This window comes from Halobacillus sp. GSS1, from assembly GCF_017307035.1.
GTDB lineage: Bacteria > Bacillota > Bacilli > Bacillales > Halobacillaceae > Halobacillus > Halobacillus litoralis.
On sequence record NZ_JAFLHE010000001.1, the window covers coordinates 669,701 to 691,905 of the forward strand.

33 protein-coding genes and 1 riboswitch are annotated in these 22,205 nt (G+C 46.5%); of the genes, 13 read left to right on the forward strand and 20 right to left on the reverse strand.

Annotated elements, in window-relative coordinates; all coding sequences use genetic code 11:
- Positions 1 to 110 precede the first annotated feature (110 nt).
- Both J0K78_RS03395 and J0K78_RS03400 read right to left on the reverse strand, forming a co-directional pair.
- Positions 111 to 446 (reverse strand): AbrB/MazE/SpoVT family DNA-binding domain-containing protein, encoded by a 336-nt coding sequence (locus J0K78_RS03395; protein ID WP_206945387.1) that lies wholly within the window; start codon positions 444 to 446, stop codon positions 111 to 113.
- Positions 447 to 617: 171 nt separating this feature from the next.
- Positions 618 to 2,267 (reverse strand): metal ABC transporter solute-binding protein, Zn/Mn family, encoded by a 1,650-nt coding sequence (locus J0K78_RS03400; RefSeq protein ID WP_206945388.1) that lies wholly within the window; start codon positions 2,265 to 2,267, stop codon positions 618 to 620.
- Between the two features lie 324 nt (positions 2,268 to 2,591).
- Here J0K78_RS03400 and J0K78_RS03405 point away from each other — a divergent pair, with 324 nt between their 5' ends.
- Positions 2,592 to 2,774: a hypothetical protein gene (locus tag J0K78_RS03405; RefSeq protein WP_206945928.1), complete on the forward strand. Its 183-nt coding sequence runs from the start codon at positions 2,592 to 2,594 to the stop codon at positions 2,772 to 2,774.
- A gap of 124 nt (positions 2,775 to 2,898) precedes the next feature.
- On the opposite strand, the gene J0K78_RS03410 is transcribed toward J0K78_RS03405, so the two are convergent.
- From J0K78_RS03410 to J0K78_RS03420, 3 genes are all read right to left on the reverse strand, one after another.
- On the reverse strand, positions 2,899 to 3,126 hold the full coding sequence (locus tag J0K78_RS03410; RefSeq protein WP_206945389.1) for a WYL domain-containing protein: 228 nt from the start codon (positions 3,124 to 3,126) through the stop codon (positions 2,899 to 2,901).
- A 328-nt stretch (positions 3,127 to 3,454) separates the two neighbouring features.
- Complete coding sequence (locus J0K78_RS03415) at positions 3,455 to 3,751, reverse strand: hypothetical protein (RefSeq protein WP_206945390.1); 297 nt, start codon at positions 3,749 to 3,751, stop codon at positions 3,455 to 3,457.
- A 293-nt stretch (positions 3,752 to 4,044) separates the two neighbouring features.
- Entirely contained in the window at positions 4,045 to 4,704 is a 660-nt protein-coding gene (locus J0K78_RS03420) for a carboxymuconolactone decarboxylase family protein (RefSeq protein ID WP_206945391.1), read from the reverse strand.
- A 200-nt stretch (positions 4,705 to 4,904) separates the two neighbouring features.
- Here J0K78_RS03420 and J0K78_RS03425 point away from each other — a divergent pair, with 200 nt between their 5' ends.
- Positions 4,905 to 5,063, forward strand: a complete 159-nt coding sequence (locus J0K78_RS03425) for a hypothetical protein (protein WP_206945392.1) — start codon at positions 4,905 to 4,907, stop codon at positions 5,061 to 5,063.
- Positions 5,060 to 5,356, forward strand: a complete 297-nt coding sequence (locus J0K78_RS03430) for a hypothetical protein (RefSeq protein ID WP_206945393.1) — start codon at positions 5,060 to 5,062, stop codon at positions 5,354 to 5,356. Before J0K78_RS03425 ends, J0K78_RS03430 begins: the two co-directional genes overlap by 4 nt.
- A gap of 5 nt (positions 5,357 to 5,361) precedes the next feature.
- Here J0K78_RS03430 and J0K78_RS03435 read toward each other — a convergent pair whose 3' ends face one another.
- On the reverse strand, positions 5,362 to 5,787 hold the full coding sequence (locus J0K78_RS03435; protein WP_206945394.1) for an RDD family protein: 426 nt from the start codon (positions 5,785 to 5,787) through the stop codon (positions 5,362 to 5,364).
- Between the two features lie 273 nt (positions 5,788 to 6,060).
- On the opposite strand from J0K78_RS03435, the gene J0K78_RS03440 reads away from it, so the two are divergent.
- The 6 genes from J0K78_RS03440 to J0K78_RS03465 all read left to right on the forward strand — a co-directional run bounded on the left by J0K78_RS03440 (position 6,061) and on the right by J0K78_RS03465 (position 10,871).
- Positions 6,061 to 6,582, forward strand: a complete 522-nt coding sequence (locus tag J0K78_RS03440) for a DUF420 domain-containing protein (RefSeq protein WP_160914531.1) — start codon at positions 6,061 to 6,063, stop codon at positions 6,580 to 6,582.
- A 182-nt stretch (positions 6,583 to 6,764) separates the two neighbouring features.
- Positions 6,765 to 6,995, forward strand: coding sequence for a hypothetical protein (locus J0K78_RS03445; RefSeq protein WP_206945395.1), 231 nt, complete (start codon positions 6,765 to 6,767; stop codon positions 6,993 to 6,995).
- Positions 6,996 to 7,113: 118 nt separating this feature from the next.
- A riboswitch (TPP riboswitch) is annotated at positions 7,114 to 7,216 on the forward strand.
- Positions 7,217 to 7,308: 92 nt separating this feature from the next.
- On the forward strand, positions 7,309 to 7,911 hold the full coding sequence (locus J0K78_RS03450; RefSeq protein WP_206945396.1) for a YkoF family thiamine/hydroxymethylpyrimidine-binding protein: 603 nt from the start codon (positions 7,309 to 7,311) through the stop codon (positions 7,909 to 7,911).
- A complete protein-coding gene (locus J0K78_RS03455; protein ID WP_206945397.1) occupies positions 7,908 to 8,486 on the forward strand; it encodes an ECF transporter S component in 579 nt (192 codons plus the stop codon). Before J0K78_RS03450 ends, J0K78_RS03455 begins: the two co-directional genes overlap by 4 nt.
- The gene (locus J0K78_RS03460; protein ID WP_206945398.1) at positions 8,483 to 10,105 is read left to right on the forward strand and encodes an ABC transporter ATP-binding protein; all 1,623 of its coding nucleotides are present in this window, start codon (positions 8,483 to 8,485) and stop codon (positions 10,103 to 10,105) included. The genes J0K78_RS03455 and J0K78_RS03460 overlap by 4 nt, the downstream gene beginning before the upstream one ends.
- Positions 10,092 to 10,871 (forward strand): energy-coupling factor transporter transmembrane component T family protein, encoded by a 780-nt coding sequence (locus J0K78_RS03465; RefSeq protein ID WP_206945900.1) that lies wholly within the window; start codon positions 10,092 to 10,094, stop codon positions 10,869 to 10,871. The genes J0K78_RS03460 and J0K78_RS03465 overlap by 14 nt, the downstream gene beginning before the upstream one ends.
- A 42-nt stretch (positions 10,872 to 10,913) precedes the next feature.
- On the opposite strand, the gene J0K78_RS03470 is transcribed toward J0K78_RS03465, so the two are convergent.
- Positions 10,914 to 11,450 carry a hypothetical protein gene (locus tag J0K78_RS03470; protein ID WP_206945399.1) on the reverse strand — a complete coding sequence of 179 codons (537 nt, stop codon included), beginning with the start codon at positions 11,448 to 11,450 and terminating at the stop codon, positions 10,914 to 10,916.
- Positions 11,451 to 11,564: 114 nt separating this feature from the next.
- The gene (locus J0K78_RS03475) at positions 11,565 to 12,830 is read right to left on the reverse strand and encodes an MDR family MFS transporter (protein WP_206945400.1); all 1,266 of its coding nucleotides are present in this window, start codon (positions 12,828 to 12,830) and stop codon (positions 11,565 to 11,567) included.
- A 97-nt stretch (positions 12,831 to 12,927) separates the two neighbouring features.
- Between J0K78_RS03475 and J0K78_RS03480 the strand changes: the two genes are divergently transcribed.
- Positions 12,928 to 14,691 (forward strand): ABC transporter substrate-binding protein, encoded by a 1,764-nt coding sequence (locus J0K78_RS03480; protein ID WP_206945401.1) that lies wholly within the window; start codon positions 12,928 to 12,930, stop codon positions 14,689 to 14,691.
- 40 nt (positions 14,692 to 14,731) lie between these two features.
- On the opposite strand, the gene J0K78_RS03485 is transcribed toward J0K78_RS03480, so the two are convergent.
- Positions 14,732 to 15,085, reverse strand: coding sequence for an ASCH domain-containing protein (locus J0K78_RS03485; RefSeq protein WP_206945402.1), 354 nt, complete (start codon positions 15,083 to 15,085; stop codon positions 14,732 to 14,734).
- Positions 15,086 to 15,273: 188 nt separating this feature from the next.
- Here J0K78_RS03485 and J0K78_RS03490 point away from each other — a divergent pair, with 188 nt between their 5' ends.
- Positions 15,274 to 15,819: a hypothetical protein gene (locus J0K78_RS03490; protein ID WP_206945403.1), complete on the forward strand. Its 546-nt coding sequence runs from the start codon at positions 15,274 to 15,276 to the stop codon at positions 15,817 to 15,819.
- A gap of 104 nt (positions 15,820 to 15,923) precedes the next feature.
- Here the strand turns inward: J0K78_RS03490 and J0K78_RS03495 are convergent, their stop codons facing one another.
- The 9 genes from J0K78_RS03495 to J0K78_RS03535 form a co-directional block, all read right to left on the reverse strand.
- On the reverse strand, positions 15,924 to 16,199 hold the full coding sequence (locus J0K78_RS03495) for a hypothetical protein (RefSeq protein ID WP_206945404.1): 276 nt from the start codon (positions 16,197 to 16,199) through the stop codon (positions 15,924 to 15,926).
- Positions 16,200 to 16,203: 4 nt separating this feature from the next.
- Positions 16,204 to 16,599, reverse strand: coding sequence for a GNAT family N-acetyltransferase (locus tag J0K78_RS03500; RefSeq protein WP_206945405.1), 396 nt, complete (start codon positions 16,597 to 16,599; stop codon positions 16,204 to 16,206).
- A gap of 131 nt (positions 16,600 to 16,730) precedes the next feature.
- The gene (locus J0K78_RS03505) at positions 16,731 to 17,666 is read right to left on the reverse strand and encodes a hypothetical protein (RefSeq protein WP_206945406.1); all 936 of its coding nucleotides are present in this window, start codon (positions 17,664 to 17,666) and stop codon (positions 16,731 to 16,733) included.
- Positions 17,667 to 17,683: 17 nt separating this feature from the next.
- Positions 17,684 to 18,433 carry an SDR family NAD(P)-dependent oxidoreductase gene (locus J0K78_RS03510; RefSeq protein ID WP_206945407.1) on the reverse strand — a complete coding sequence of 250 codons (750 nt, stop codon included), beginning with the start codon at positions 18,431 to 18,433 and terminating at the stop codon, positions 17,684 to 17,686.
- Between the two features lie 14 nt (positions 18,434 to 18,447).
- On the reverse strand, positions 18,448 to 18,789 hold the full coding sequence (locus J0K78_RS03515; RefSeq protein ID WP_206945408.1) for a hypothetical protein: 342 nt from the start codon (positions 18,787 to 18,789) through the stop codon (positions 18,448 to 18,450).
- The gene (locus J0K78_RS03520) at positions 18,786 to 19,202 is read right to left on the reverse strand and encodes a hypothetical protein (protein WP_206945409.1); all 417 of its coding nucleotides are present in this window, start codon (positions 19,200 to 19,202) and stop codon (positions 18,786 to 18,788) included. The genes J0K78_RS03515 and J0K78_RS03520 overlap by 4 nt, the downstream gene beginning before the upstream one ends.
- A 29-nt stretch (positions 19,203 to 19,231) precedes the next feature.
- Positions 19,232 to 19,600 carry a hypothetical protein gene (locus tag J0K78_RS03525; protein ID WP_206945410.1) on the reverse strand — a complete coding sequence of 123 codons (369 nt, stop codon included), beginning with the start codon at positions 19,598 to 19,600 and terminating at the stop codon, positions 19,232 to 19,234.
- A gap of 352 nt (positions 19,601 to 19,952) precedes the next feature.
- Positions 19,953 to 20,159, reverse strand: coding sequence for a hypothetical protein (locus J0K78_RS03530; RefSeq protein ID WP_206945411.1), 207 nt, complete (start codon positions 20,157 to 20,159; stop codon positions 19,953 to 19,955).
- Positions 20,160 to 20,163: 4 nt separating this feature from the next.
- Positions 20,164 to 20,445 (reverse strand): hypothetical protein, encoded by a 282-nt coding sequence (locus J0K78_RS03535; RefSeq protein WP_206945412.1) that lies wholly within the window; start codon positions 20,443 to 20,445, stop codon positions 20,164 to 20,166.
- On the opposite strand from J0K78_RS03535, the gene J0K78_RS03540 reads away from it, so the two are divergent.
- Positions 20,425 to 20,733, forward strand: a complete 309-nt coding sequence (locus J0K78_RS03540) for a hypothetical protein (protein WP_206945413.1) — start codon at positions 20,425 to 20,427, stop codon at positions 20,731 to 20,733. The two genes, J0K78_RS03535 and J0K78_RS03540, sit on opposite strands and share 21 nt — an antisense overlap.
- A gap of 96 nt (positions 20,734 to 20,829) precedes the next feature.
- Here the strand turns inward: J0K78_RS03540 and J0K78_RS03545 are convergent, their stop codons facing one another.
- On the reverse strand, positions 20,830 to 21,039 hold the full coding sequence (locus J0K78_RS03545; RefSeq protein WP_206945414.1) for a hypothetical protein: 210 nt from the start codon (positions 21,037 to 21,039) through the stop codon (positions 20,830 to 20,832).
- Complete coding sequence (locus tag J0K78_RS03550; RefSeq protein WP_206945415.1) at positions 21,020 to 21,442, reverse strand: cytidine deaminase; 423 nt, start codon at positions 21,440 to 21,442, stop codon at positions 21,020 to 21,022. Before J0K78_RS03550 ends, J0K78_RS03545 begins: the two co-directional genes overlap by 20 nt.
- Before the next feature lie 236 nt (positions 21,443 to 21,678).
- Here J0K78_RS03550 and J0K78_RS03555 point away from each other — a divergent pair, with 236 nt between their 5' ends.
- Positions 21,679 to 22,203 (forward strand): peroxiredoxin family protein, encoded by a 525-nt coding sequence (locus J0K78_RS03555; protein WP_206945416.1) that lies wholly within the window; start codon positions 21,679 to 21,681, stop codon positions 22,201 to 22,203.
- Positions 22,204 to 22,205: the final 2 nt, after the last annotated feature.

A 22,205-nucleotide genomic window follows, 5' to 3' on the forward strand; every position in this document is an offset into this window, starting at 1 on the left:
TAATAGAGTATGGATCACGAAAAGAGCGAACCACATGATAGTGGTTCGCTCTTTTCGTGATGACAATGTTCTAAGGCATAACATTTTAGGTAGTCTCTGACATTAATATACTATTTGTTAAGATGTGTGAGAACCGTTTCTTCTTCCTGCAAAGGCTTCATGATTACAGCCTTCTCTCCTTCTTCTATATCCATTTGGAAACGTTTGAAGCCTTTCTGTTCAAAATACGTACGGATTTCTTTCGGAACATAAATTAGTCCCTTCCTTCCTACCGTGCTCATCACGTCGAGGGTTTTGTGATAAGCGGGCTTAATCACAATCCGATGATTCTCAACGTTAAACATCACGGTCATGCCTTCTTCAATTTTTAATTTCCTTCTCCATACGACAGGAATAATGAAATCATTTTTGCGTGTGAAATCAATCGTCTTACGAGTCTGTTTCATACTTATTCCTCTCCACACTCCAAATGGAAGTGTTTTGTGTAGAATAAATCATTGAACACCCATAGATATGGATGCACGATTACTAGAAAAGCTGAAGAACAGAATCAGTCTTCAGCTCTCCCCATTCCTCTTTAAATCAGCTGGAACAGTCACTCTAAACAAAATAGCCTTCTAATGGGCCATCATTTCATGGGCGATCTCCTGTCCATCCATATCTAATGGATAGTAGGTCGGCCAGTGACTCACTTCCTCAAGCAAAGCCTCACGGTCATCGCCCCAGTAAAGATGATAGTGGTCCGCTTTGGTTGGATAGATACTGTGGTCACTGAACTGAATATACGTTGGAAGGCCTTCCGCTTCTTCCTCCAGTTTGAAGATGTATCTTACCCCTCTATTGCCTTTATCGTAAGTCAAGATTTCGTACCCATCCGAGACATATTCCCCGGATCGTTCTTTTCCATCTTCATAAAAAGTGACGGTCTTTCCGTGAATATCAATACGATTCACATCTGTCTTATACCCCTGCTCATAATATTCCTTGTATTCTTCCGCTGTCTTGTCCCCTTCTTCTGCTTTATGAGCATAGACTTCATCAAGCGTTCCGTCTTTATGGTGTGGGTACACCGACTGCCAGTCTCCTTCCCAATCGGAAAGTTTTCGGTCCTCCACTTGGCTGTCTTCAAAATAGCCCTCATAAATTTTCTGCGCTTCCTCGTCATGCCCATGTTCATGGCTGTGGTCATGATCGTGCTCCTCAGATTCTTCAGTGTTGTCTGAAGCTGCCGAAGGATTCGCTAAAGCGGTTGAAAGGACTTCTAAGTTACGCTTCATGAGGCTGAAGTAATCCTCATCATTTTCAAGATCTTCTTCTGTTAAGACAGATAAGTTATGGATGCGTAACGTCTCGGCGTCGATTTCCTGGCGTACAACTTCTGCTACTTTAGGGGTTACATTCTGTTCGAAAAGTACGTGATTCAAGCCATTTTCTTCAGCCGTTTTCACGATATTTTCCAGGTCCTTCTGTGAAGGTTCATTCGCAGGGCTTAGTCCAGACACCGCCACCTGCTCTATTCCGTAATTTTCTTCCCAATAACCATAAGCGGCATGGGATACGATAATCTTATTCCCAGGCAGGCTTTCCATTTTCGTATGGAACTCTTCGTCTAAACGTTCAAGATCTTCTTTCAACGTCTCAAAGTTTTCTTGGAATACGTCTTCCTGTTCAGGGTTTATTTCAACTAATGTATCTTTAATATGTTCGGCCATTTCAATGGAACGAATCGGATCTAGCCAAACGTGAGGGTCCTGGTCGCCATGATAATGCCCCTCATGCTCCCCTTCATGACTACCTTCGTCCTCATGTTCATCATGACTGCCTTCTTCGTCAGCATGGTCGTCATGGCTACCTTCTTCGCCGTGGTTATGACTGTGATCTTTTAAATCTATGCCTTTGGATGCTTCGAGAATTTGAACCTCTTCCGACTCGATAGAATCAGAGATTTTCTTCGCGTAAGGCTCTAATCCTGCACCGTTATAGATGAAAGCATCCGATTCAGCGATTTCTATCATTTCTTTCGTCGTTGGTTCATATGTATGCGGATCGGTTCCCGGTGGCAGAATTGTTTCTACTGAAGCTAATTCGCCAGCGATTTGTTCTGTGAAATACTGTAGCGGATAAACCGTTGTGAACACCTTCATCTCTTCTGTTGAACCCTCAAATTCCTTTTCACTACCTTCACTGCTTGCCTCTTCCCCATTACATGCAGCAAGTGTAAAGATAACCAAACATAAACTCCAAATTCCTAAAAATTTCTTAAACATTTACTTTCCTCCTTTAATTGCAAAATTAATTTTATAGTAATGATTACGATTTGTAAATAGTAATCATTACTTTTAATGTGAGCAACCTACCACTTCAATGGCATGGAGGACAAATCCCATAAACTTCAAATTTGTGATTTTCGAAGAATACCCTTCCGAATCATTTTCCGAAGCTCAAGTTCCCCGGAATACATTTTCACTCGTTTACACTCTAACGAAGGGATGGTTGATCAACTTTCCGGGGTTGCGCTATAGAGACAAGGTCTATAAACCCGATTATTTTTTGAGTTGTTGTTAAACCTACAAGTATGGAGGTGATGGGTAGTGGCAAAGAACCAGATAAAGGCAGGAACCGAAGTCGGACAAGGAAGAATAGAGGAGCCGAAATCATTAAAGCCAGGACGTTCCGGAACAGATCCAAATAAAGTAAAGCAGGAAATTCAAAAGGATGTAAGCGCAGGGATAGGCGCCATGACATCGCGTGAGGCAGGATCCATGAAAGACTAAAGAACCACTATTTTGTGGTTCTTTTTTACATACTCACTTTCTTGCAAATCTCAATCAGCCTAATGTACCTCCTCTAGTTTCCGCAAGAGCAACCGTACATTCACCATATTTCGATGACTGGATTTCAAGGTGTCTTTTTATAGCGCTCCCTCTTTTTATAAGGGGTTACCGACAAAATATTGGCAAGCTTGAATGAGCGAACCGTCTTACGGGTGTAACAATAAGCAAGGACGGCCTCCTCTTTGATGGATACTACGCGGATGACCCGCTGTGAGATCTTCCCTTTGTCAGCCATGTAGATGAGTTCCAGTTGTTGCTTCTCCTCTAAACCTCTTCTCAATACTCCATTCATTGATGATCACTTCCTTAATATAAATGCGAACGTTTGTTCTAATTATGTATATGTTACCACACGCGCATTAGAAGTAAACTGGTAAATGAAGGTCTTTAATCCTGCGTAAAACTAAGGATAAAATTCTGGAGAGAAGCGAACGGAAGGGTAAGTATGCTAAAGCATACCCTCTCCTAAAGTAGATGAAATGAAGTGGCTGATATGATAAATTTAAAGTTTTTCGAGCTCAAAAATGACAACGAACATTACTTTTAAAAAAGTCGACAGGAAAAGATAGTCCCTGGCAGAGGCCAGGGCTTTTCTGATGTACAACGAGGTATTGTATCAGTTATTCATCCATTTCCCGGTTATCGTCATGATTGTTTTTCCTATCAAAAGGTTCCTCAAGGTCAATCTCCCGGTTACCAAAATCGACCTCCTGATCCTCATGATCGATAATCGGATAATCAACATCAGGCCTTGTATCCTCTCCGTTATCTCTCTCCAAGCGGTTTCTCTGATCGTCCTGGTCATATCGTGTTGGTTGGTAATTTACATCTTCCGGTTCATTTGGTTCGTTGCCTGCGCAACCGTTCAAAATAGCTGCAATTAATATGCCTAATAAAATCGGTCCTTTGATTTTCATGCATTCACCTCCTGTTTCAACCTCTAATATTTGCTAAAAACCATGAAATAAGTCATAAAAACACTTTTATCGTGGCAAAATATCCGTGTACTCTTTTTTACAAACACACTTTAAATAATTATGGAATAAAAAAATCCCCACCATCTAAGAAGGTGGGGATTGCTCTGCATAAACACTCGTAAGCGAATTTTTTCATTTGAATCAACAGTGCATTTTGTTATAAATTCAGCATTAATTATTTTGGCATTCCTACTTTATAATTTTCAAATTAACCAGAATGGTTTCTCATTACTTTATTCGTCATCATATGCATTCAACGCATTTACACTATGAGCTAAAGCAGAACCTGCTTTCAATGCCGTAGCAACAAATATCGCTTCCGCTACCTCCTCTTTTGCAGCACCCTGCTTTTTCGCACCTTTCGTATGAACATCGATGCAGTAAGGACAGCCTGTTGTATGCGCCGCCGCTACGGCAATGAGCTCTTTATCTTTAGCGGAAATCGATCCGTCTTTCATGGATTGCTGATCAAAATCGACAAACGCATGAAACGCATCCCCATTAAGATTGGAGAGCTCTTTCAGACGGCCGAAGTAAGAAGCTTTATACAAAGCATCGTCGCCTTTTTCATCGTATGTATTCAATGCATTGACACTGTGTGAGATCGAAGAACCTGCCTTCAGTGCTGTTGCTACAAGAATCGCTTCTGACACTTCTTCTTTCGTGGCTTCCTGCTTCTTCACATTTTTCACATGCACATCGATGCAGTAAGGGCAGCCCGTCACGTGAGCAACCGCTACAGCGATCAATTCCTTTAATTTCCCGTCCAGCTTTCCTGGTTCAAGTGCTTTTTTATCGAAAGCTACAAAAGCCTTGAACGCTTCTGGTGCCAAATCTCCAAGTTCCGGCAGTCTCTCAAAATATGATTTTGCATAGAGTAGATCGTTTCCCATTGCCCTCTCTCCTTTGTATTCTTTACTTCATTACAATGATAAATTTTACCACCTTACACTTAGCTCGTAAATGAAGTGAGGGAATTTTCTGTCTTTTTATTTTGATGAGAAATCAGAGAATGAGGTCCCCTTCCCTGAAACCTTTCTCTTTGCCTTGCGTATAAGAATAGAGAGAAAGAACAGGACGGAGGTTCTAACCAATGGAATTTTCACTCGATGCTGTCATCCTGGCAGCAGGAATCGCCTTAGCCGGCTACTTCATCGGAGACGGACTAAAAAAAATCGGACAGAGAGATCCCATGGATGAGTACTTGGATCAAACCATTAGTGAACAGATTAGAAAGGAGGAAGAAAAATGATGTTCGTAGGACTTTTGTTGACACCAATCTTTCTAATAGCGCTCGTTTATCTCTTACGCTTTACTTGGGGGAAGAAGGGAAAAACGGAGGAAGGAAAGGCAGCCCTGAATGCTTCCTATGCAAAAGCGGCGCCGATTTTCCCGATCGGCTGGCTCGCGATCGAACTTTATCACGACTGGATCCAGTCCCTATCATTTTCTGCTTACCGGGATGCGATGTGGATCCTTGTGTTGATCACATTCATTTTAATAAGTGCAAGCTTGTTCCGATACCGGAAACCAACTGCGTCCTGAGTCTCCTATTCCGGTGGAGGCTCTTTCCATTTTATCGTCGTAAAAGAGATCATCTCACTCCACCCTCTCCCTTTCGGATCCATCAAACCGGTAACGAAGGAAATCCAATACCACATTCCCTGGGTAAGGATGACCGGGCCGAACCCGAGGATCACACGGATGAGAATCTGCATGAAGTTCGGCGGCTTTCCTGCATTCGTTTCAATGGTGAGATGCATCAACAGCATGCCGAGCGTCCTTCCTTTCGCAAGCAGCGGAATGACGAGGAGAAGCGAGACATGGATGATGATGAAGGCTTTCCAAAAGACGGGGTTCGGATCGAAGCCGCGCCCAGTGTCCTGCGTTGCTGTGTAGAGAATGGCGAGGAAGCCGGATACAATGAATTCGAGTCCTGTGCCTATGAATCTGAGGAACAAGTTTCTTTCGGACATCGAAGTCCCTCCTTTCTGTGTAGTATCCTATGGGTTTTCGTCGTCATCGGTTTGCCCATTCACCCAGAACGAAGAAAAAGAGATGGAGCTTTTGCCCCATCTCTTTATTCATGACATGCCTTTTTTCATGTTTCGAAGGCCTGCGTGCGTCCTGTTTTCAATTAAAATGTGTTCCCTCGACAAATTGTGCGTTTTCTGTCATAGCATTCTCCTCTCTCTTTCTTTATACTTGACTAGGATTCTATATAAAGAGATTGAGAAAGGATCGATACCATGAAAAAATTCAATTACGTCCCATGGGTCGTGGGGCTTTCCATCGCCATCAACCTTATTGTTGTGGCCTTATTGTTCTTACCTAAAGTCGACGGGGATCTCGGTTTCAATATTAAACTCCTCCCCCTTCTGAATGCGGTCTTGAATTCCTTTACGTTCGTGTTCCTGGTTGCTGCCTTGTTCATGATCATCAGGAAAAACGTGAAGTGGCACAAGCGCTTCATTTTCGCTGCCTTCACATCGACGGCTCTTTTCCTCGTTTCGTACCTGACGTACCATTCGATGGCAGAGTCGACGTCCTTCGGCGGCGAAGGGATCGTTGCCGGCATCTATTATTTCATTTTGATCACCCATATCGTACTGGCAGCCCTCATCGTACCACTTGCGCTACTCACTTTGTTCCGCGGACTTGCGATGAAGGTCGATAAGCACAGGAAAATCGCGCGTTGGACGATGCCGTTATGGCTGTACGTCAGTCTCACTGGAGTCATCGTCTACTTGATGATTTCCCCTTATTACTGATGGACGACAAGAAGCGATGCAGCTCCTGTTTTTTTGTCGAAACTCTTTGCTTCCTTCTTTTGTCTTATTATAGTAGAATAACAGTTAGAGAGATGTCGTGAAGGAAATGTCATGACCGATGTTTCGGAATTTGCTATTTAGGGAAAATGTAAGGTTCAAGGTCAGATAATAAGGAGACTACAATGGATCTACTCCAATTTATGAAAAATGAAGGTTACACTTCGGCCAAGTTCTCCTCGATGACTGGTGAAGACGTCCAATTGGTTTTGAATGATGTGGCTTCAACAGAGGACCTGTATCAAATGATGGAAGTGATCCCCACCTCCCTCACGTATTACCCTTATGAACGCGTACCCTATATCGATTGTTTCATAGATGAGAATGTGATGAAGTTACGCTTGTCGAAAGCATAAGGAATGGACCGGATCCGCCGTTTGGCGGTCCGGTCCATTTGTTTTTTCAGGAAAAAGGTGGTTTACAAATCTATGACTCTCCGCTACGATGGAAGCAACGTACAAGAATTGCATACGCGTGTTGCACTGGGGGAGCTGCTTGAGGCGGCTGAGAGGAAAAATTCCGACCCTTGGAACCCGAACTAGATAATACTAGCGTGGGGAAGTGCAGTCGACATTCACAAGGACCTGACTGGTTCTTCCTTTATGATTGGTAGACTGCATTCCCGTGGGATGCAGTTTTTTTTGTACTCAAAAAAAGGAGGAATTAGAAATGGAAAACAACTGGGGAACTTCAAGAATCGCGGGGTGCTCTTTTTCCGTGCATCCGATGGCCGACAACTTCGTGGATTACATCAAGGCTAGTCTGAATGAGGTGGACAGCTCGAAAGTGTGGATGAAGACGGATGACGTCACGACGACGGTGCGCGGCCGGATGGAGCATGTCTTTGATGTCACCGAAGCGATTCTGTTACATATCGCGAAAACGGGTGTTCATGTCGCTTTTCAAGGGACCTTTTCGATCGGCTGTCCGGGCGATTCGGCCGGTGATGTTCATATGGATGAATCAGAAGAACGATTGAACAAGCCTCACTCCAGAGAAATTGAACAACACATCGCGGCGAAGTTCTCTTTGTATCCCATGGGTGGCGGGGACTACATGGACACAATCTACCGTCAAATCGAAGCGATGAAAGAAAAAGGCGTTGAAGTCACGCCTGCCCACTACTCCACCCGTCTCGACGGAGATACGCGTGACATTTTCAATGGACTTGAGGATGTGTTCAGAGAGACGGAAGCGAGCGGCTCTTCACATACGGTGATGACCGTGACGGTCTCTGCCAACAGCCCTTCCCATAAGGATGATCACAAATGAACAGCTGGAAACTGAAAGAAATCGTCGTCATGTCCGTCCTTTCTGTCGTCTTTGCGGTCGTGTATCTAGCCTTCCTTCCGGTCGGGAAAATTCTCGTCGGGTTTTTCGGTCCGATCGGATATGACCTCATTTTCGGCATCTGGTTCATCGTGTCGATCATTGCGGCTTACATCATTCGTAAACCTGGCGCCGCGTTTTTATCAGAAACGATTGCGGCAGCCGTTGAGGTATTGCTCGGCAATGCGGTCGGTCCGATGTTGCTCGTTTCAGGGATGATTCAGGGGCTCGGAGCAGAATCGGCGTTCGCTATGACAAGGTATAAGCGCTATGACCTGTTCACCCTTATGCTTGCCGGTGTGATGGCTGCGGTGTTCAGCTTCGTCTGGGGGTACTTCCTTTCCGGCTACGCAGCTCTCAGCACAGGGTACGTCGTCGCCATGTTCATCGCCCGCATCATCAGTGGTGCGATCATCTCAGGTGTCGCAGGCAAAGCGCTCAGTGACGCCTTAGCGAAGACAGGTGTCCTCTCAAGCTTCGCTCTAGGAAAAGAACATCGAAGGAAGCATGCGGCATGAGTCAGGAAGTGATCCGCGTCGAGGACCTTACCCTCCGTTATGAGGAAAGGCAGAAGCCTGTGCTGTCGCGTCTGACTTTTTCCATCGAGGAAGGAGAAAACATGCTGATCCTTGGTCCGAGCGGTTCGGGAAAAAGCTCCCTCACCCACTGTTTGAACGGGCTCTATCCTCGTGAATTAGATGGTGCCATGAATGGAGAAGTTCTCGTGCAAGGTCAGCGGACCGACTCCTATCCTGCCGGTGAAATGGCGCAGAACGTCGGCGTCGTTTTTCAGGATCCCGAGACACAGTTCTGCATGATCACGGTCGAAGATGAAGTGGCCTTTGGTCTTGAAAACTTGAATACACCTCATGCGTCAATGGTGGAAAAAGTGGACCAAGCACTGCGTCAGGTTGGAATGGAAGTCTACAAAACAGCGGACATCTCCTCCCTCTCCGGTGGCCAGAAGCAGAAAATCGCCCTTGCCTGCATCCTCGCCATGGAACCGGAAGTATTGATTCTCGATGAACCGACGGCGAATCTGGATCCGGTGGCGAGGAAGGAATTCATTCAGCTTCTGAAAAGGTTGAAACAGGAGAATTCTTTCACTCTGCTTGTCATCGAGCATAAGTTGGAAGGCTGGCTCGATTTGTTGGTACGGGTCCTTATTATTAATGAAAAAGGAGAACTTGCCTACGATGGTCCGCTGCACGATCATTTGAAAACGTACGCTCGGGACATTCATGAGATGGGCATCCAGCTTCCTTATGCCACAAGGACAGCGCTGGAACAGGGGTGGACACCGCCCTATCCGCTTCACATCGGAGACATGCCGGCCATCACTCTCACAGAAAACCGTCCTGTCCTATCTGCTGGGAAGGTGTTGTTGGAAGCAGAGGCTGTGCATTGGAAGTCGATTTTGCGGAACATCAACGTCACTTTTCATGAAGGAGAATGGGTGGCGATCGTCGGGGAAAACGGGAACGGAAAATCTTCCTTATCAAGAATCCTTGCGGGCATCCAGCCTCCAAGCAAAGGGAGCGTGGCTCTGCACGGCCGCGCCCTGAAGAAATGGAAAGAGAGTGAAATGCGAAAAGAAGTCGGGTATGTCTTTCAGAACCCGGAGCACCAGTTCATTACGGACACGGTCTATGATGAAGTCGCCTTCAGTCTCCAGCATGCCGGGATGAAGGAAGCCGAATGGACAAGGATTGTCGAGGAAACATTGAAGTTCTGCCGGTTGGACGGACTGGAGGAACAGCATCCCTTCCTTCTCAGCCAGGGACAGAAGCGGCGTTTGAGTGTCGCCACGATGATCGTCGAGGACCAGCGAATGCTTTTCCTCGATGAACCGACGTTCGGACAGGATGAAAAGTCGACCTCAGATTTGATGTCCCTTTTGAAAGAAAAACATGAAAACGGGACGACGATTGTGATGATCACCCATGACATGGAGCTCGTCGACAAATACGCGACGAGAGTGCTTGTCATGAACGAAGGCGAACTCAGCTTTGATGGTCAGTCTAAGGAACTATGGACTCGTCCGGATTTGGCCGACCATCACCTGGAGCTGCCTCCGAGAGAACAGTGGAAACAGTCGGGTTCAGCACGAGAGGAGCCTGCGTATGTTTCTTCATGACGTAAACCCGACAGTCAAAGCGTTGACGATCATCGGAGCCGTCTTCCTCCTCGCCTTCGTGTTCGACCCGGTCACCCCTCTGCTTTACATCGTGTGGACAGTAATTGTCACCTTCGTGTTCGGGACGTTCAAGAAACGAAACTACGTGTATTATTTCATTCCGTTCACGCTGTTCGCCTTCGGGATGTTCTGGACGACGGTGGTCTTCTCGGATACCAGCACCGTGACTTCTGATTCGGTTTCATTCTTAGGGATGGAGTTTCCGACGGAAGACATCTGGACGGCGGCCGCCCTCGGCCTGAGGGTGCTTGCGTTCGCCACGCTGTCCCTTTTGTTTTTGTTCACGACGAACATGGTCCATTTCATATTAAGCCTGATCCAGCAGTTGAAGCTGCCACCGAAAATCGCTTACGGCGTGCTTGCCGGCTATCGCTTTTTGCCGATGTTGAAGACGGAATTCCAACAGATTCGCGCGGCGCACCGCATCCGCGGCGTCAACCGGCCGGATTCTTGGAAGGAAAAACTTCTTCAGTACCAGCGGTTCGCAATTCCGCTTCTCGCTGGCGCCATACGGAAAGCGGAACGGACGGCGATCGCGATGGAATCGAAAGGGTTCACCGGTGCAAAGGCCCGTACGTTTTACCGGCCGATGAAAGTAAAGCGGAAGGATTGGCTTTTTCCTGTGATGATGTTCGGGATGCTTGGTATAACGATTGCCTTCTCCGTCTATTTCGGATACTTTTCCTGGTATGATGGACAGCTATAACATCAAACCGCCCCCGTTTTCCAAATCGGGGGCGGTTATTTACTACTCTAAGGCAGTACGAAGGTCTTCAAAGTTGCTATATTGGATACTTGTTAATTTGTCCTCTTCGTTCGTTTGCGCATGTCCTTCAACGTTAACCGTTTTACTTTCATTGCTTTCGTTATCCTTATAAGACACTTCCACAGTGAACGTATAATAGTCTTCTTCTTCTTCAATCTCTATATTCTCAACGCTCAACGTATAATTCGGATGTGCGAGGCTCTGAGCCATCAAAGCCCTATTCGTATTTACCAGATAATTTTCAAAGAAACGTTCAGTCAAATAGGGTTTGAAATTTTCCTCACGATAATCACCAAGCTCTTTGGCATACTCTTCCACATCGTCTTCAGGACCCTCGATTAACTTTTCCTGTTCCTCATCAGGACCGGTAAAGCTATGCTGCAGAACGGTCCGGATGTTTTCTTCGCTTCCATTCTCTTCGGCATGGGTCTCTGCGTCTTCCGAATTGGTGCAGCCTACAGATAATAGTAGAATCCCTGCCAGGAATAATGGCTTCAAATATTTTTTGATGGTTTCCATAAATGACCCCTCCGTTTTTTTCTTCTTACTTATTCCATACGGAAGAGCAGGGTCTTTTGTTTCAAAATATTAGAAATTCATTCCACTCGACGGTAGGGATCGGTCCTGCTATCCTTATGAACCACTCGCCTCAAGGACGATTTCTTCCGGTGATTTCCGGCGACGGATCGCCATTTTGGAAAAGTGGATGCCTGCGAACACGAGGCCGACATACAGAATGGCCATGCCGTACCCGCCGATCACATTCCCAATGATGATTCCCAAGGCTCCAAGGATCTTTCCGAACTGAAAGACGAGTCCGTTGAAAGCCATATACGCTCCGCGCCGTGAGTCGTCGACGATATCAGCAAGGAGCGACTGCCTCGTCGGAACATACAGCAATTCACCGATGGATAGGACGAGGACAGCGATGAAAAGGCCGGGGATGTGATTGCTGAACGCAAGGAACGCATAACCAAGTCCGAATAAAGCGAAGCCGGCATACATGATCGGTTCTTCTTTTTTCCCCTTGATCCATTTTGAGAAAAGCGATGTGAACAGGACGATGAACAAGGTGTTTGCGACCGTCAGCAGACTGAGCAGCCGGATGCCGTCCAGTTCAAATGAAAACAGGCCGAAAAGATCCATCATGTTTGAAGCGATGTCCTGCTCTAAACGGACGGATATGAAATTGTTGCGCTGGAATTCGATGCCCAGAATTGCAATTCCACCGATCGTGAATGCCAGGAACGGGATGTCTCTCATCACGAGGCTGTAATTTTTCAAGACCGGTTTCAGTCCGTACCCTTCCCTCACCTTCTCTTCGCTCACAATGTATGTATCGGTGATCTTCGTGCTCGTCATCCAGAGCGTCAGCAGGCTGATCCCTAAGAGGACGGCGATCAATTCGAACAGGTTCCTCTCGAAAAACCAGCCGCCGATCATGAGCCCGATCATCATCGACATGTTGATCGCCCAGTAGTTGATCGCATACATGAACGCCCGGGAGTCTTTTGTACTGACATCAATCAGCATCGCCTCGGCCGCTGGATTCACAAGTCCTCCGGCAATTCCGATGAGCAACAGCATGAAAAACGTCACCCACGCAGATTGAAACCACGGAGAATTGGCAAGGAACATGCCGATGAACGCCGCAAGCTTCAGGATCTCTCCTGTCACCATCAAGCGTTTCCGGCCGATGATATCCGCCAGGTACCCACCGTAAAGGCCGGTCACAAACTGGGCACCGACTTGGATCAGCAGTAAAATTCCTGCGACCGTCGCATTGATTTCTTTTGTAAAATAGATGGCCATGAATGGAAACACAGCCGCCCCGACGACCCGGCTGAGAAAAGATGTATAAATCCGGATCCGGATGTTGGGATGCAATTCTTTGAACATAAGATTTCCCCCTTCGTTCCCTCTATTATGGGGTTTCCAAAAAGGGGTAAAAAGGGTACAATTTAGAAAAATCTGTCCCCTTTTAGGAGGTGCACCGATGCTCGACGAACGGTATTTTTCATTGCGCGCTCATTTATATGAACGGGAAGAGGACCAAACGATCTCGTTTAAGCTGCAGGAACTGGAAACCATTTGGTATTGTTCTCAGAAGAATGCGAAGAGAATTTTAAAAGAAATGGAAGCTCATGGAAAACTCACCTACATTCCAGGCAAAGGACGCGGAAAACCGTCCACCCTCCTCTTTCCACAAACGTTCCAGAAGGAAGTCGAGGATTTCGTCACCGCCTGTGTTGAGCGGGACGAGCTGGATGAAGCGGCCCATCTCCTGCGCCTGCCGATCCCGAAGTCCTGGATTGCGAAAGCGTCCTATGATATCCGCAAAATGTTCAGCTACCGGGAGCAAAGCAGCCCGAAAGATGTGCTTCATGCTTTTATGGCTAGATCACTGACGACGCTCGATCCACTGGAAGTGTCCATCACCTTCGAAGCGCACATGATCGAACAGCTCGGCGATCCGCTTCTCAAATATGATGCGGAACGAGATGAAGTGCTCCCTCACATCGCCCATCACGTGGAGGTCGACGAATCGTCCAGGACTTGGACGTTCCATTTGCGTAAAGGGGTCCGGTTTCATAATGACGAAGAGCTGACGAGTGAGGATGTCCGGTTCACGTTATCGAGAACGAGGAATAAGGAAACCTCTACGTCCTGGCTGACGGATGGAATTCGGGGCATCGACTGTCCGAGCCGCTATAAAGTCATCATCCATTTGGAGAAACCGAATCCGTTTTTTCCGAGATACATGGCCGCATCGAATTTGTGCATTCTCCCATCGGCCACACCTTTCAATGAATACGAGTGGATCGGAACCGGCCCTTTTTATCTGAAGGAGCGCACAGAGAACAAGCTCGTCCTCTCTGCCTTCGACGGATATTTCAAAGAACGTCCGTTACTTGATGAGGTCCAGTTTTTCAAAGTTTCCCAGGAAGCTGCGAGCATCATCAATTTCACGGTGGCAGACGGAGAAGAGGCAAACCCGGCTCAAAAGCATGAAGTCGAAACCGGCTTCCGTTTTCTGACGTTCAATTTTCATAAAAACAATATCGTACAGGATCCACACTTCCGGGAAGTCATCTATCACCTTCTGGATATCGAAAGGATGGCGAACGATTTCGACTGGCGCTCCTTCATTGACCCTGCTGAAAGACCCGGCGAAAATCAATATGTGGAAGCGAGCAGTTACGCCCCGTCAAGATCGATACACTTGGAGAAAAAGAGCGCGATGATTCCAGAACTGTTGAAAAAATCCGGCTACGCAGGCGAACCGTTGAAACTGTATCACCTTGAATTTCCGAGTGCAGTGAAGGAAGCGGAATGGCTGGAGGAAAGAGGAGCCGCCTATGGCATCCATTTCGAACGTCATCCCTTCAACTTCTCCAATTTCTATACGGAAGAGATGGACAACGACGTGGATTTGATCTTCATGGGAGAAGTGTCCTCGCTCGACCCCCATCTCTCTTTTTTAGGAGCTTTTTACAACAAGAACCTTTTCTTCCAACGCTTCTTCCCGGATTGGGGCCTGCAGTGGATTCATGACAAACTTGAGGTTTTTAAAAGGCAGGATACGTCGGATGAGCGTGAGCGGGTGATGGCTGAAATTGAAACATACATACGACAACAGCAGCTGTTGATTTTCCAATACCATCCGGTGAAAGTCCGCACGTTCCACCCGATGATTCAGGACGTCCGGTTTCAGTCGTTCGGTCATTTCGACTTCTCGAAGATATGGATTCCAAGATAAGCGAAGGCCCGCCCCTGACTTAGAGGGACGGGCCTTCGATTTATCTTCGTGCTTTCTCCAGGTCGACCCAGATGACAGCTCCCGCAGGATGGGTATAGGCCAAGGGTTCTTCATAAAGGACTGGGTTTTGCAGCACCCATGCACATGTGCGTTTGTAGGGCATTTGTCTACAATCCTCTTCTGGAATCCCGTGCAGATGCGTACTTTTTCTATATTCCTCCTGCGACAATTCCCTGCTCTCCACGACGTCCACCGTTCCGAAAACCTGCCCGGTGCCACTTTTGATCAAGCCTATGGTTCCTCGCTTTTTCGTGTGGGTGCCTCGGATTTCCCATGTTTTCTCCCCACTCAAAATCATGTCGATCCACGGTTCTTTCACTAACAGACCTTTCATTCCCTTTCCTCCTTTTCTAAATAGACACAAAATTTGCTGTATTCCTTCATGACTGGCATGGAGGAATCGTTCGATGATCGATCCCTTAGACCCTGGCGGTTAGGGTTCTATGTTTTAGGGAAAAAGGACTATGCCTGGATGTAAATTCCAATTTTTAAAAAGAGAGATTCATAATGGGAGGATGTCCGTTGAAGAAACTGATCATGATTATTGCTGCGCTATTTTTTATTACCAGTTGTTCCAATGACGAAAACGTAGATGCCACTCCGAAAGAAGACGATGCCAAACCATTGGAAGAACAAATCGTTGAAGTGATGAAAGAGAATGACTTCTTCCCGCCGGAAGATATCGTGGATTACGAAATCGAAGACGACTATATTTACGTTTTCATGCACTCTCAACTCAACGGCTTGAGCCTGGCTATCCTCAAGCACAACTCTGATTCCGTGGAATGGTTGATAGGTGATCAAGCCATTCAAGAAACGGCATCTTTCGTTTATAAAGGAGAAAATGAGGTCTCTCCTGTTGTGACAGTTGTATTTTCAGATGCCCCGGATGTGAAAGATGTAAAAGTATTAGGAGAACATGCCAAGCGGATTCAGCTGACCCAGGAACTGACGGATGATTATTCCGTGGAACTGAAGTACTGGGTTCACTTTTCTGAAAAGGTGGAGCTTAATGAAGACGGATTTTTAGATGATCCGCCATCAAAATCAGTAGAATACATCCGTTAACCTCTTCCATTCTGAAACGGGAATAAAAAAACTTCCATAATGTAAGGAAGTTTCTTTTATTCAATCGGACCCTTCCATCATAATCATTAGTAGTTCTTTATCCATTAAAAGCCTCTCATCACTTCTTTTCTTTTTTCACACCGCTGACATTCGATGATTTCCCCGGGCCCATCCTCATTCCAACGGACGCGTTCATAGGTATGAAGGCCTAGCCGACACCGTAAGCTCTTCTCATTTTTCTCCAGTAGAGCATGGATCATGAGAGTCAGCACTCCCGGCACCATCAGGAAGAGGACGAGCCACGTATTCTTCACCCCGGAGAGGATGAGCACGGGTCCGGCCATAACAAGAAACGAACCCACGACATGCCACTTACGCATTCCATCAAATCTCCTTTTTCAATAAAAGTTCATCTACGATCGGGATGCCATGATCACCGATGGCGGGGATTTCCGGTTTCACATCCCGTGCTCGTTGAACCGCATCATGAAAGATCTCCATGATACGGAATCCGCGCTTTTGATAGAAAGACAGAGCTTGTATATTGTCATTCGTCGTAATGACAAACAACGAACGGCATCCCAGACGTGCGGCTTCCTCTTCCACCTTATCGATGAGCGATGTTCCGATCCCCTTTTTTTCTATTAAACTGTCGAGGGAGATGATTTCACATGTCCCCTCCTTCTTCACATAAGTGATCAACCCTATGATCTCTTGATCTTCCAAGGCGGCAAATCCGCTAAGATCCGGGCATTCATAAACCCCGCTCGAGATGACCATCTTCGTGCTACCCCAATGGGTATGAAAAAATCCACCTTGTCCCGGGTGGATATGTGTTTCAAGTCTATGATTCTCATGACTTTTCTCCTTGTATCCATTATGTACGTACCCCGAAAGAACAGGGTACGGTGTTAATCCGGCAGACGATTGAAAGCCTTCAATTTCTGATAGCGATCCACAGCAAGGATTCCCTTCCACTGTCTTTTGCTGACGGCAAAAGCTTCAGATCCATCTCCCCAATCCCACGTCAGATCCCAGACACCATCCTCATTCATTGTTTCCAAATAGAAATCCAGGTTTTCCTTCAACAGTCCCGGATGCTTTTCAGCAAGGATATGTTTCGGTGAGTGGATGAGATCGAGCGGAAGCGGTTTGTAGCTGCTGCCCCAACTCTCCGGGTCTTTCTCTATGCACCGTTCCGCAAGCAGCACGGTTTTTGCATTCACTTCTTCGAATGTAAACGGGGTATGAACAGCGACCTTGTCCTTATGACGGAACAGGACATTCATCAATTTTTGAAAACAATTGACTTCATGAAAGTCCATCAAATCGACAGCCATCAAATGGGCGACGGCTTTTTCTACACTCGCCCACCCCGTTTTCGCCCCTTCACTGTCTTCATACGACCAGTGAATGAGAAAACCAGCCAGTTCTGCGCCGGGGTTGAACATCCAATTTTGCTGGACGCCTTCTTTCCAATGCCACCACGGGGCATGAGGGTGATGATTGTGTTCAGGAAGAACCGAAGGCCACATGCCTGTCTCTTCATCGTACGTATCAAGCAGGTAGGAGAGCATATCAAGGACGACACGTTCTTTAGAAGCGACATCCAGTTCGTACAAGTACTGTCCGGCGGCCCATGTCGCCATCGGAGAGGATTCAGGCAGCCAAAAGTCCGGTTCAATGCCATGGCCGAAACCGCCATCCTCGTTTTGGAAAGCGCGTATGTAATGAATGACCTCACTCTTCAAACCGCCTTCCATCATGGCATGCCATCGAGCTGCCTCCAAAGGCCGTGCGTTCCTTTTGATCCACTTGCTTGTCCGTGTCATTGTCTCTCGATTCATCCTACTCACACACCCCTCTAAAATGTTTTCCCTCCGTTGACGCTGATGTTCTGACCTGTAATGAAGGACGCATCCTCACTGCTTAAGAACCGTACGGCATTGGCGATATCTTTCGGTTCTCCCATTCTTTTCAAAGGAACATCACTCAGATAAGAAGATTTTGTTTCTTCTGATACCTCTCCATGCCGTTCAACAGGAGTAAAACCAGGGTGGACCGCATTCACCGTGATACCATGTTCCCCGAGTTCACTGGCCCACGAACGCGTCATGCCGACAACGGCTGATTTCGCCGTTACATAATTGGAAAAATGCGCATTGCCAAGTTCGACGACCTCACTCCCGATATTGATGATCCGTCCCCATTTTTCCTCCTTCATCGAAGGCAGGACAGCTTTTGTGAGGAGTAACGGAGCCTTTGTAGTAAAGTGCAGCTGATCGAGATAATCCTCCCATGTCACATCTTCAAGGGAATATTCAGGCTGAGGACCTGTGGCGTTGTTGACGATGATTGTAACGGGACGTCCTGCTTGTTGTTCAGCCTCCCGAACCAGACGCTCCACTTCTTCCTCTTCGGTCACATTTGCCTGGACCGCGTGCGCTTGTCCTCCCTTTTCCCGGATATGATGAACGACCTCATCGGCCGCCTGCTGATTACGATTATAATTAATGATCACGGTAACACCAGAGGCCGCCAGGTTAAAGGCGATTTCCTTTCCAAGACCTTTAGAGGCGCCTGTCACGAGTGCCACTTTTGTATCCATAGACATCGTTTCTCCTCCTTCTACTCTCCCATTGCCAGATGATAACGTTTCGTGATTCCGTCGTATTCAGCAATCAATATGGCTGGGATTTCTTTCGATTCAAATAGGATCGTTCCTAAGGGGAGATCGCTCGCCATGCCTTCTTCAACGATAGCGATTTCTTCACCTTTGGTCAGATGCTTCTCGCTGATCCATTCTGTTCCGTGGGTATAGACATTTCCGTTCTCCAATTCCACGAAGTCCGCATCAGGATTCATGCTGAGCACCTGCCTTCTGTCCAGCTGCCCTCCTTCCCCTGCTCCAGGAGAACAGGCGGAAAGGAGCACAATAACAACCATCCCCGTGGCTAAAATCCTTTTCATAAGGCATCTTCCCTTTTTCTAATCGAATGAATCAGGGTAAAGCCAAAAATGAATCCAAAAAGGATGGGTCCCTGGATCGCATGCATCGCGAAAAATTTCGTCACCGGATTTAGTGGAAAGTTTGTGTAATACAACCAGTGGGAAACGGAAACAAAGAGACTTGGAATACCGATTCCGATAAACTCCGGCCACGCAAAACCTTCCAGCCGGGCTTCTCTATATCTGCGCCATAGAAAAGGAAGAGCGAACAACATCCCAAAAACAACCGGGAAGATCAAATCGAAGATAATCAGTGGCAGGACATTGAATTCCATCTCCGCCCGGTCAGCGAGTCCTCCACGGATACTCAACATTCCCATCATCGCAGCTATCAGAAAGACAGCAAATCCCAGATGAAACAAAAGTCTTCTCAATCACAACACCTCAACTATATGTATGTCTGTTATTCAAGGACCGTGATTTGCTTGGCTGTCACTTTCCTGCTTTCTGGATCTTCATTGATCTCTGTACTTTCACTGAGCGTCACCCGGACTTTGAGCAGCTTTTCCTCTCTCGCTTGTTCTCTGAACGTTTCCATTTTCAGATCCTCACCATTATCCGTATGAACCGGGGTATCAGGAGGAACGAGAACGAGGCAGGGCCATCCCTCTTCCGACTCAGCCACTTCCCCCTTGCGCACGGCCGAGGAGCACTCGACTTCTAAACCGCCGACTTTGACTGCTGTCACTTGACCTTGGAACGCACTTACATCTTTTCCAGCGACACTGCATCCTACGACTAAGAGTAAAAGAACGACAAGTAATTTCTTCACGATGTCTCACCTTTCTGTAAATTCGAGCACACGACGTCAGCGCTCTCCGTATGTATTGTTAATAAAAGCGTACCATGTATGGAATAAATTGAAAATACTGACATGGGTTTATTGTCATCATTTGTTAAAAAATACTAGGAACTTAGATTCACTTTGTTAAGAATCACAATCTTGTTCATCGATTCCGATGCTGGATGCACGATTCCTTCCGTTCGCAACTCTCATTCGCTCCATGGCACGAAGTCGCTAATAAAACTTAAAAACTCGCCGATAAAATCCGCAAAAGCGCTAATAAAAACGGAAAACCTGCGAATAAAAGCAATAAGAAAAGTATTAGAAAACAAAGAACAAATTATAATGGTCGATAACAGTTCGGGCAGATGGTGTGGCCATTTCCCCTTTTCATCTTTTCCCCGCAATGATGGCAGGTAATGGAAGAGGAATCGGGAGCAATCAACCCTTTAAATCCACCTTTCATTCGATTGACAGACAATATGCCGAACCTGAATCCAAGCCCAATCAGAATCCCGATGATCATTAAAGAAACCAACATCCCCATAGAATCACCTCCGCTCCTTCGTCACTTTCTGCTTGATGAAGTAGACGAGAAGACCTATCCCGAAAATGACTACGAATACAATAAAAGATCCGCTCCACTGGAAACCCGTGTCTTTGACAGAGAAGGAGTACAGCGAGTGATCCAGAAAGGATAACGAAAATTCAAAAGTGAGGTCCGACCAGATCATTGCTGCCAACACACTGAGGATGTTGATATACAAAAACACCATCAAACCCACTACGCCATATTTCAAGGATGGAACGACATGCTTGTTGATGCCATTCATGAAAAATCACACTCCCAAATTGATGGTAAGGATAGCTTCAAACCAACCATTCTTCCAAACTTAGAAAATGTTCGGATGTCATTTTCCACTTCTCCAGCGAATGGAACAACCAGCAACCTTTTCACCTATCCGATTCTGATTAAAACTGACCCAAAACATGTGACCGTCTCCAGAGAGGCAGAACTGATCCCCATAACCCATCGAAAACACCAGGGCATAATCGTAATAAAAAGTTCCTACGCATTTTTGATAAACGTCGACCCTTTCAATCGTACGGAACAACGATAAGCCTGAAGAACGCGTGGCATGAGCAAACCCACCCACTTCCTCATAAGGGAGCGGGCTTGGTGTCTGCTTTTCATGGATGGTTATTTCGAAGACATCCTAAAAATCGGGTCCTAAATCCGTGTTCAGTTCAAAAACGAGGTAATGGGCTGGTGTGTTATTGATGACTAGTGTTTCACTAGTAGAAAAAACTCCATTCTTAAAATCTTGTCTATTCATTTGGAAGAAATCCGACTGCAACACCTGAATGGATTCACCGGTCCAATTCTTCAACAGCTGCAACTCTCGTTCACTCAGTAGATGTTTCATTTTCTTCCTCATAAGCTCTTGACCAGTGATGAGGCTGAACTTCCGCAAGTGTCTTGAACAGGAGCTGATCGCCGGGGTGAGTCACTGCGACTTTCACATCATCTCCCCAGAAAAACAACCGCTCCTGACAAACACCGCAAGGCGACAACACTTGAAAGGAAGAGCTTTCATCGTCCCTGGCGATGCACAGGGAATGCGTGACCCGTTGGTTCCGTTTATGGGCTTCGAGAATCGCCCCTGTCTCCATGCAGAGATTCACAGCATCATTGATGACATCTGGAGCGACGCTCGTCAGGATGGTGCCATCCTCGATCCGGATCGCTGCTGCTCCTCCCCAACCGCTTGGATATCTATGTTCAACGAGTGCTTTGGCTTCCTCATATAACTCTTTTTCCCTATTCATCTTGTAACCCTCTCTTCTATTTCCTCTTCTTCTGTGTATACGGTCGGAAACAGGAAAAAGTTTCATAGACACCCACCAATTATTATAATTATCTTAAAATTTGGTTAATCTAAAGGAGAAAGCCATTTTTACAAGAGATTCAACCGTATAATGGAAGCGTTCAATAAAATATAAGTCACAAGCAACAAGCCTCAGGATTAACTTGAAGAAGAACCATCAGGAAAGGAGGAGCAGTTATGTCTGAGTTCAGGCTCGGCGATCGTGTTCCGAACTTTATCTTGCCCACCGTAACCGGAGAACAGTTATTGTTAGAATCCCATCAGGAGATTCATGAGAAAAGTTGGCATTTGATTGTTTTCTTCCAAGGATCATGGTCACCGGAATGTGTCCGCTTTTTGAAACAGATCGAGGATCATCTCAGCGACTTTTCCAAGGAGCATGTCACCGTCATGGCGATTGCCGCAGAAAAAGCTGCGGTGTTGAAACGTATGGCGGACAAAGAAAAATTCACGTTCCCGCTTTTGGCCGATGAATTCCTATCGATCAACGAAGCATTCGGCGTATATACTCAACATCGAGAAGTTTCCAATGAAGGGATACGTTCATTCGGGGAACCGGCCTGCTTCCTGATCAACCACGAGGGAGAACTGCTTTATCAACAAAAACAGACCGGTCCCTTCGGCAGGGCCTGTGCCGCGGATTTGTTGAAGGCCATCCGCCACCTCAAAAGTCAGCAGCAAACCAAAGGCAGCGCCTCCTAAGC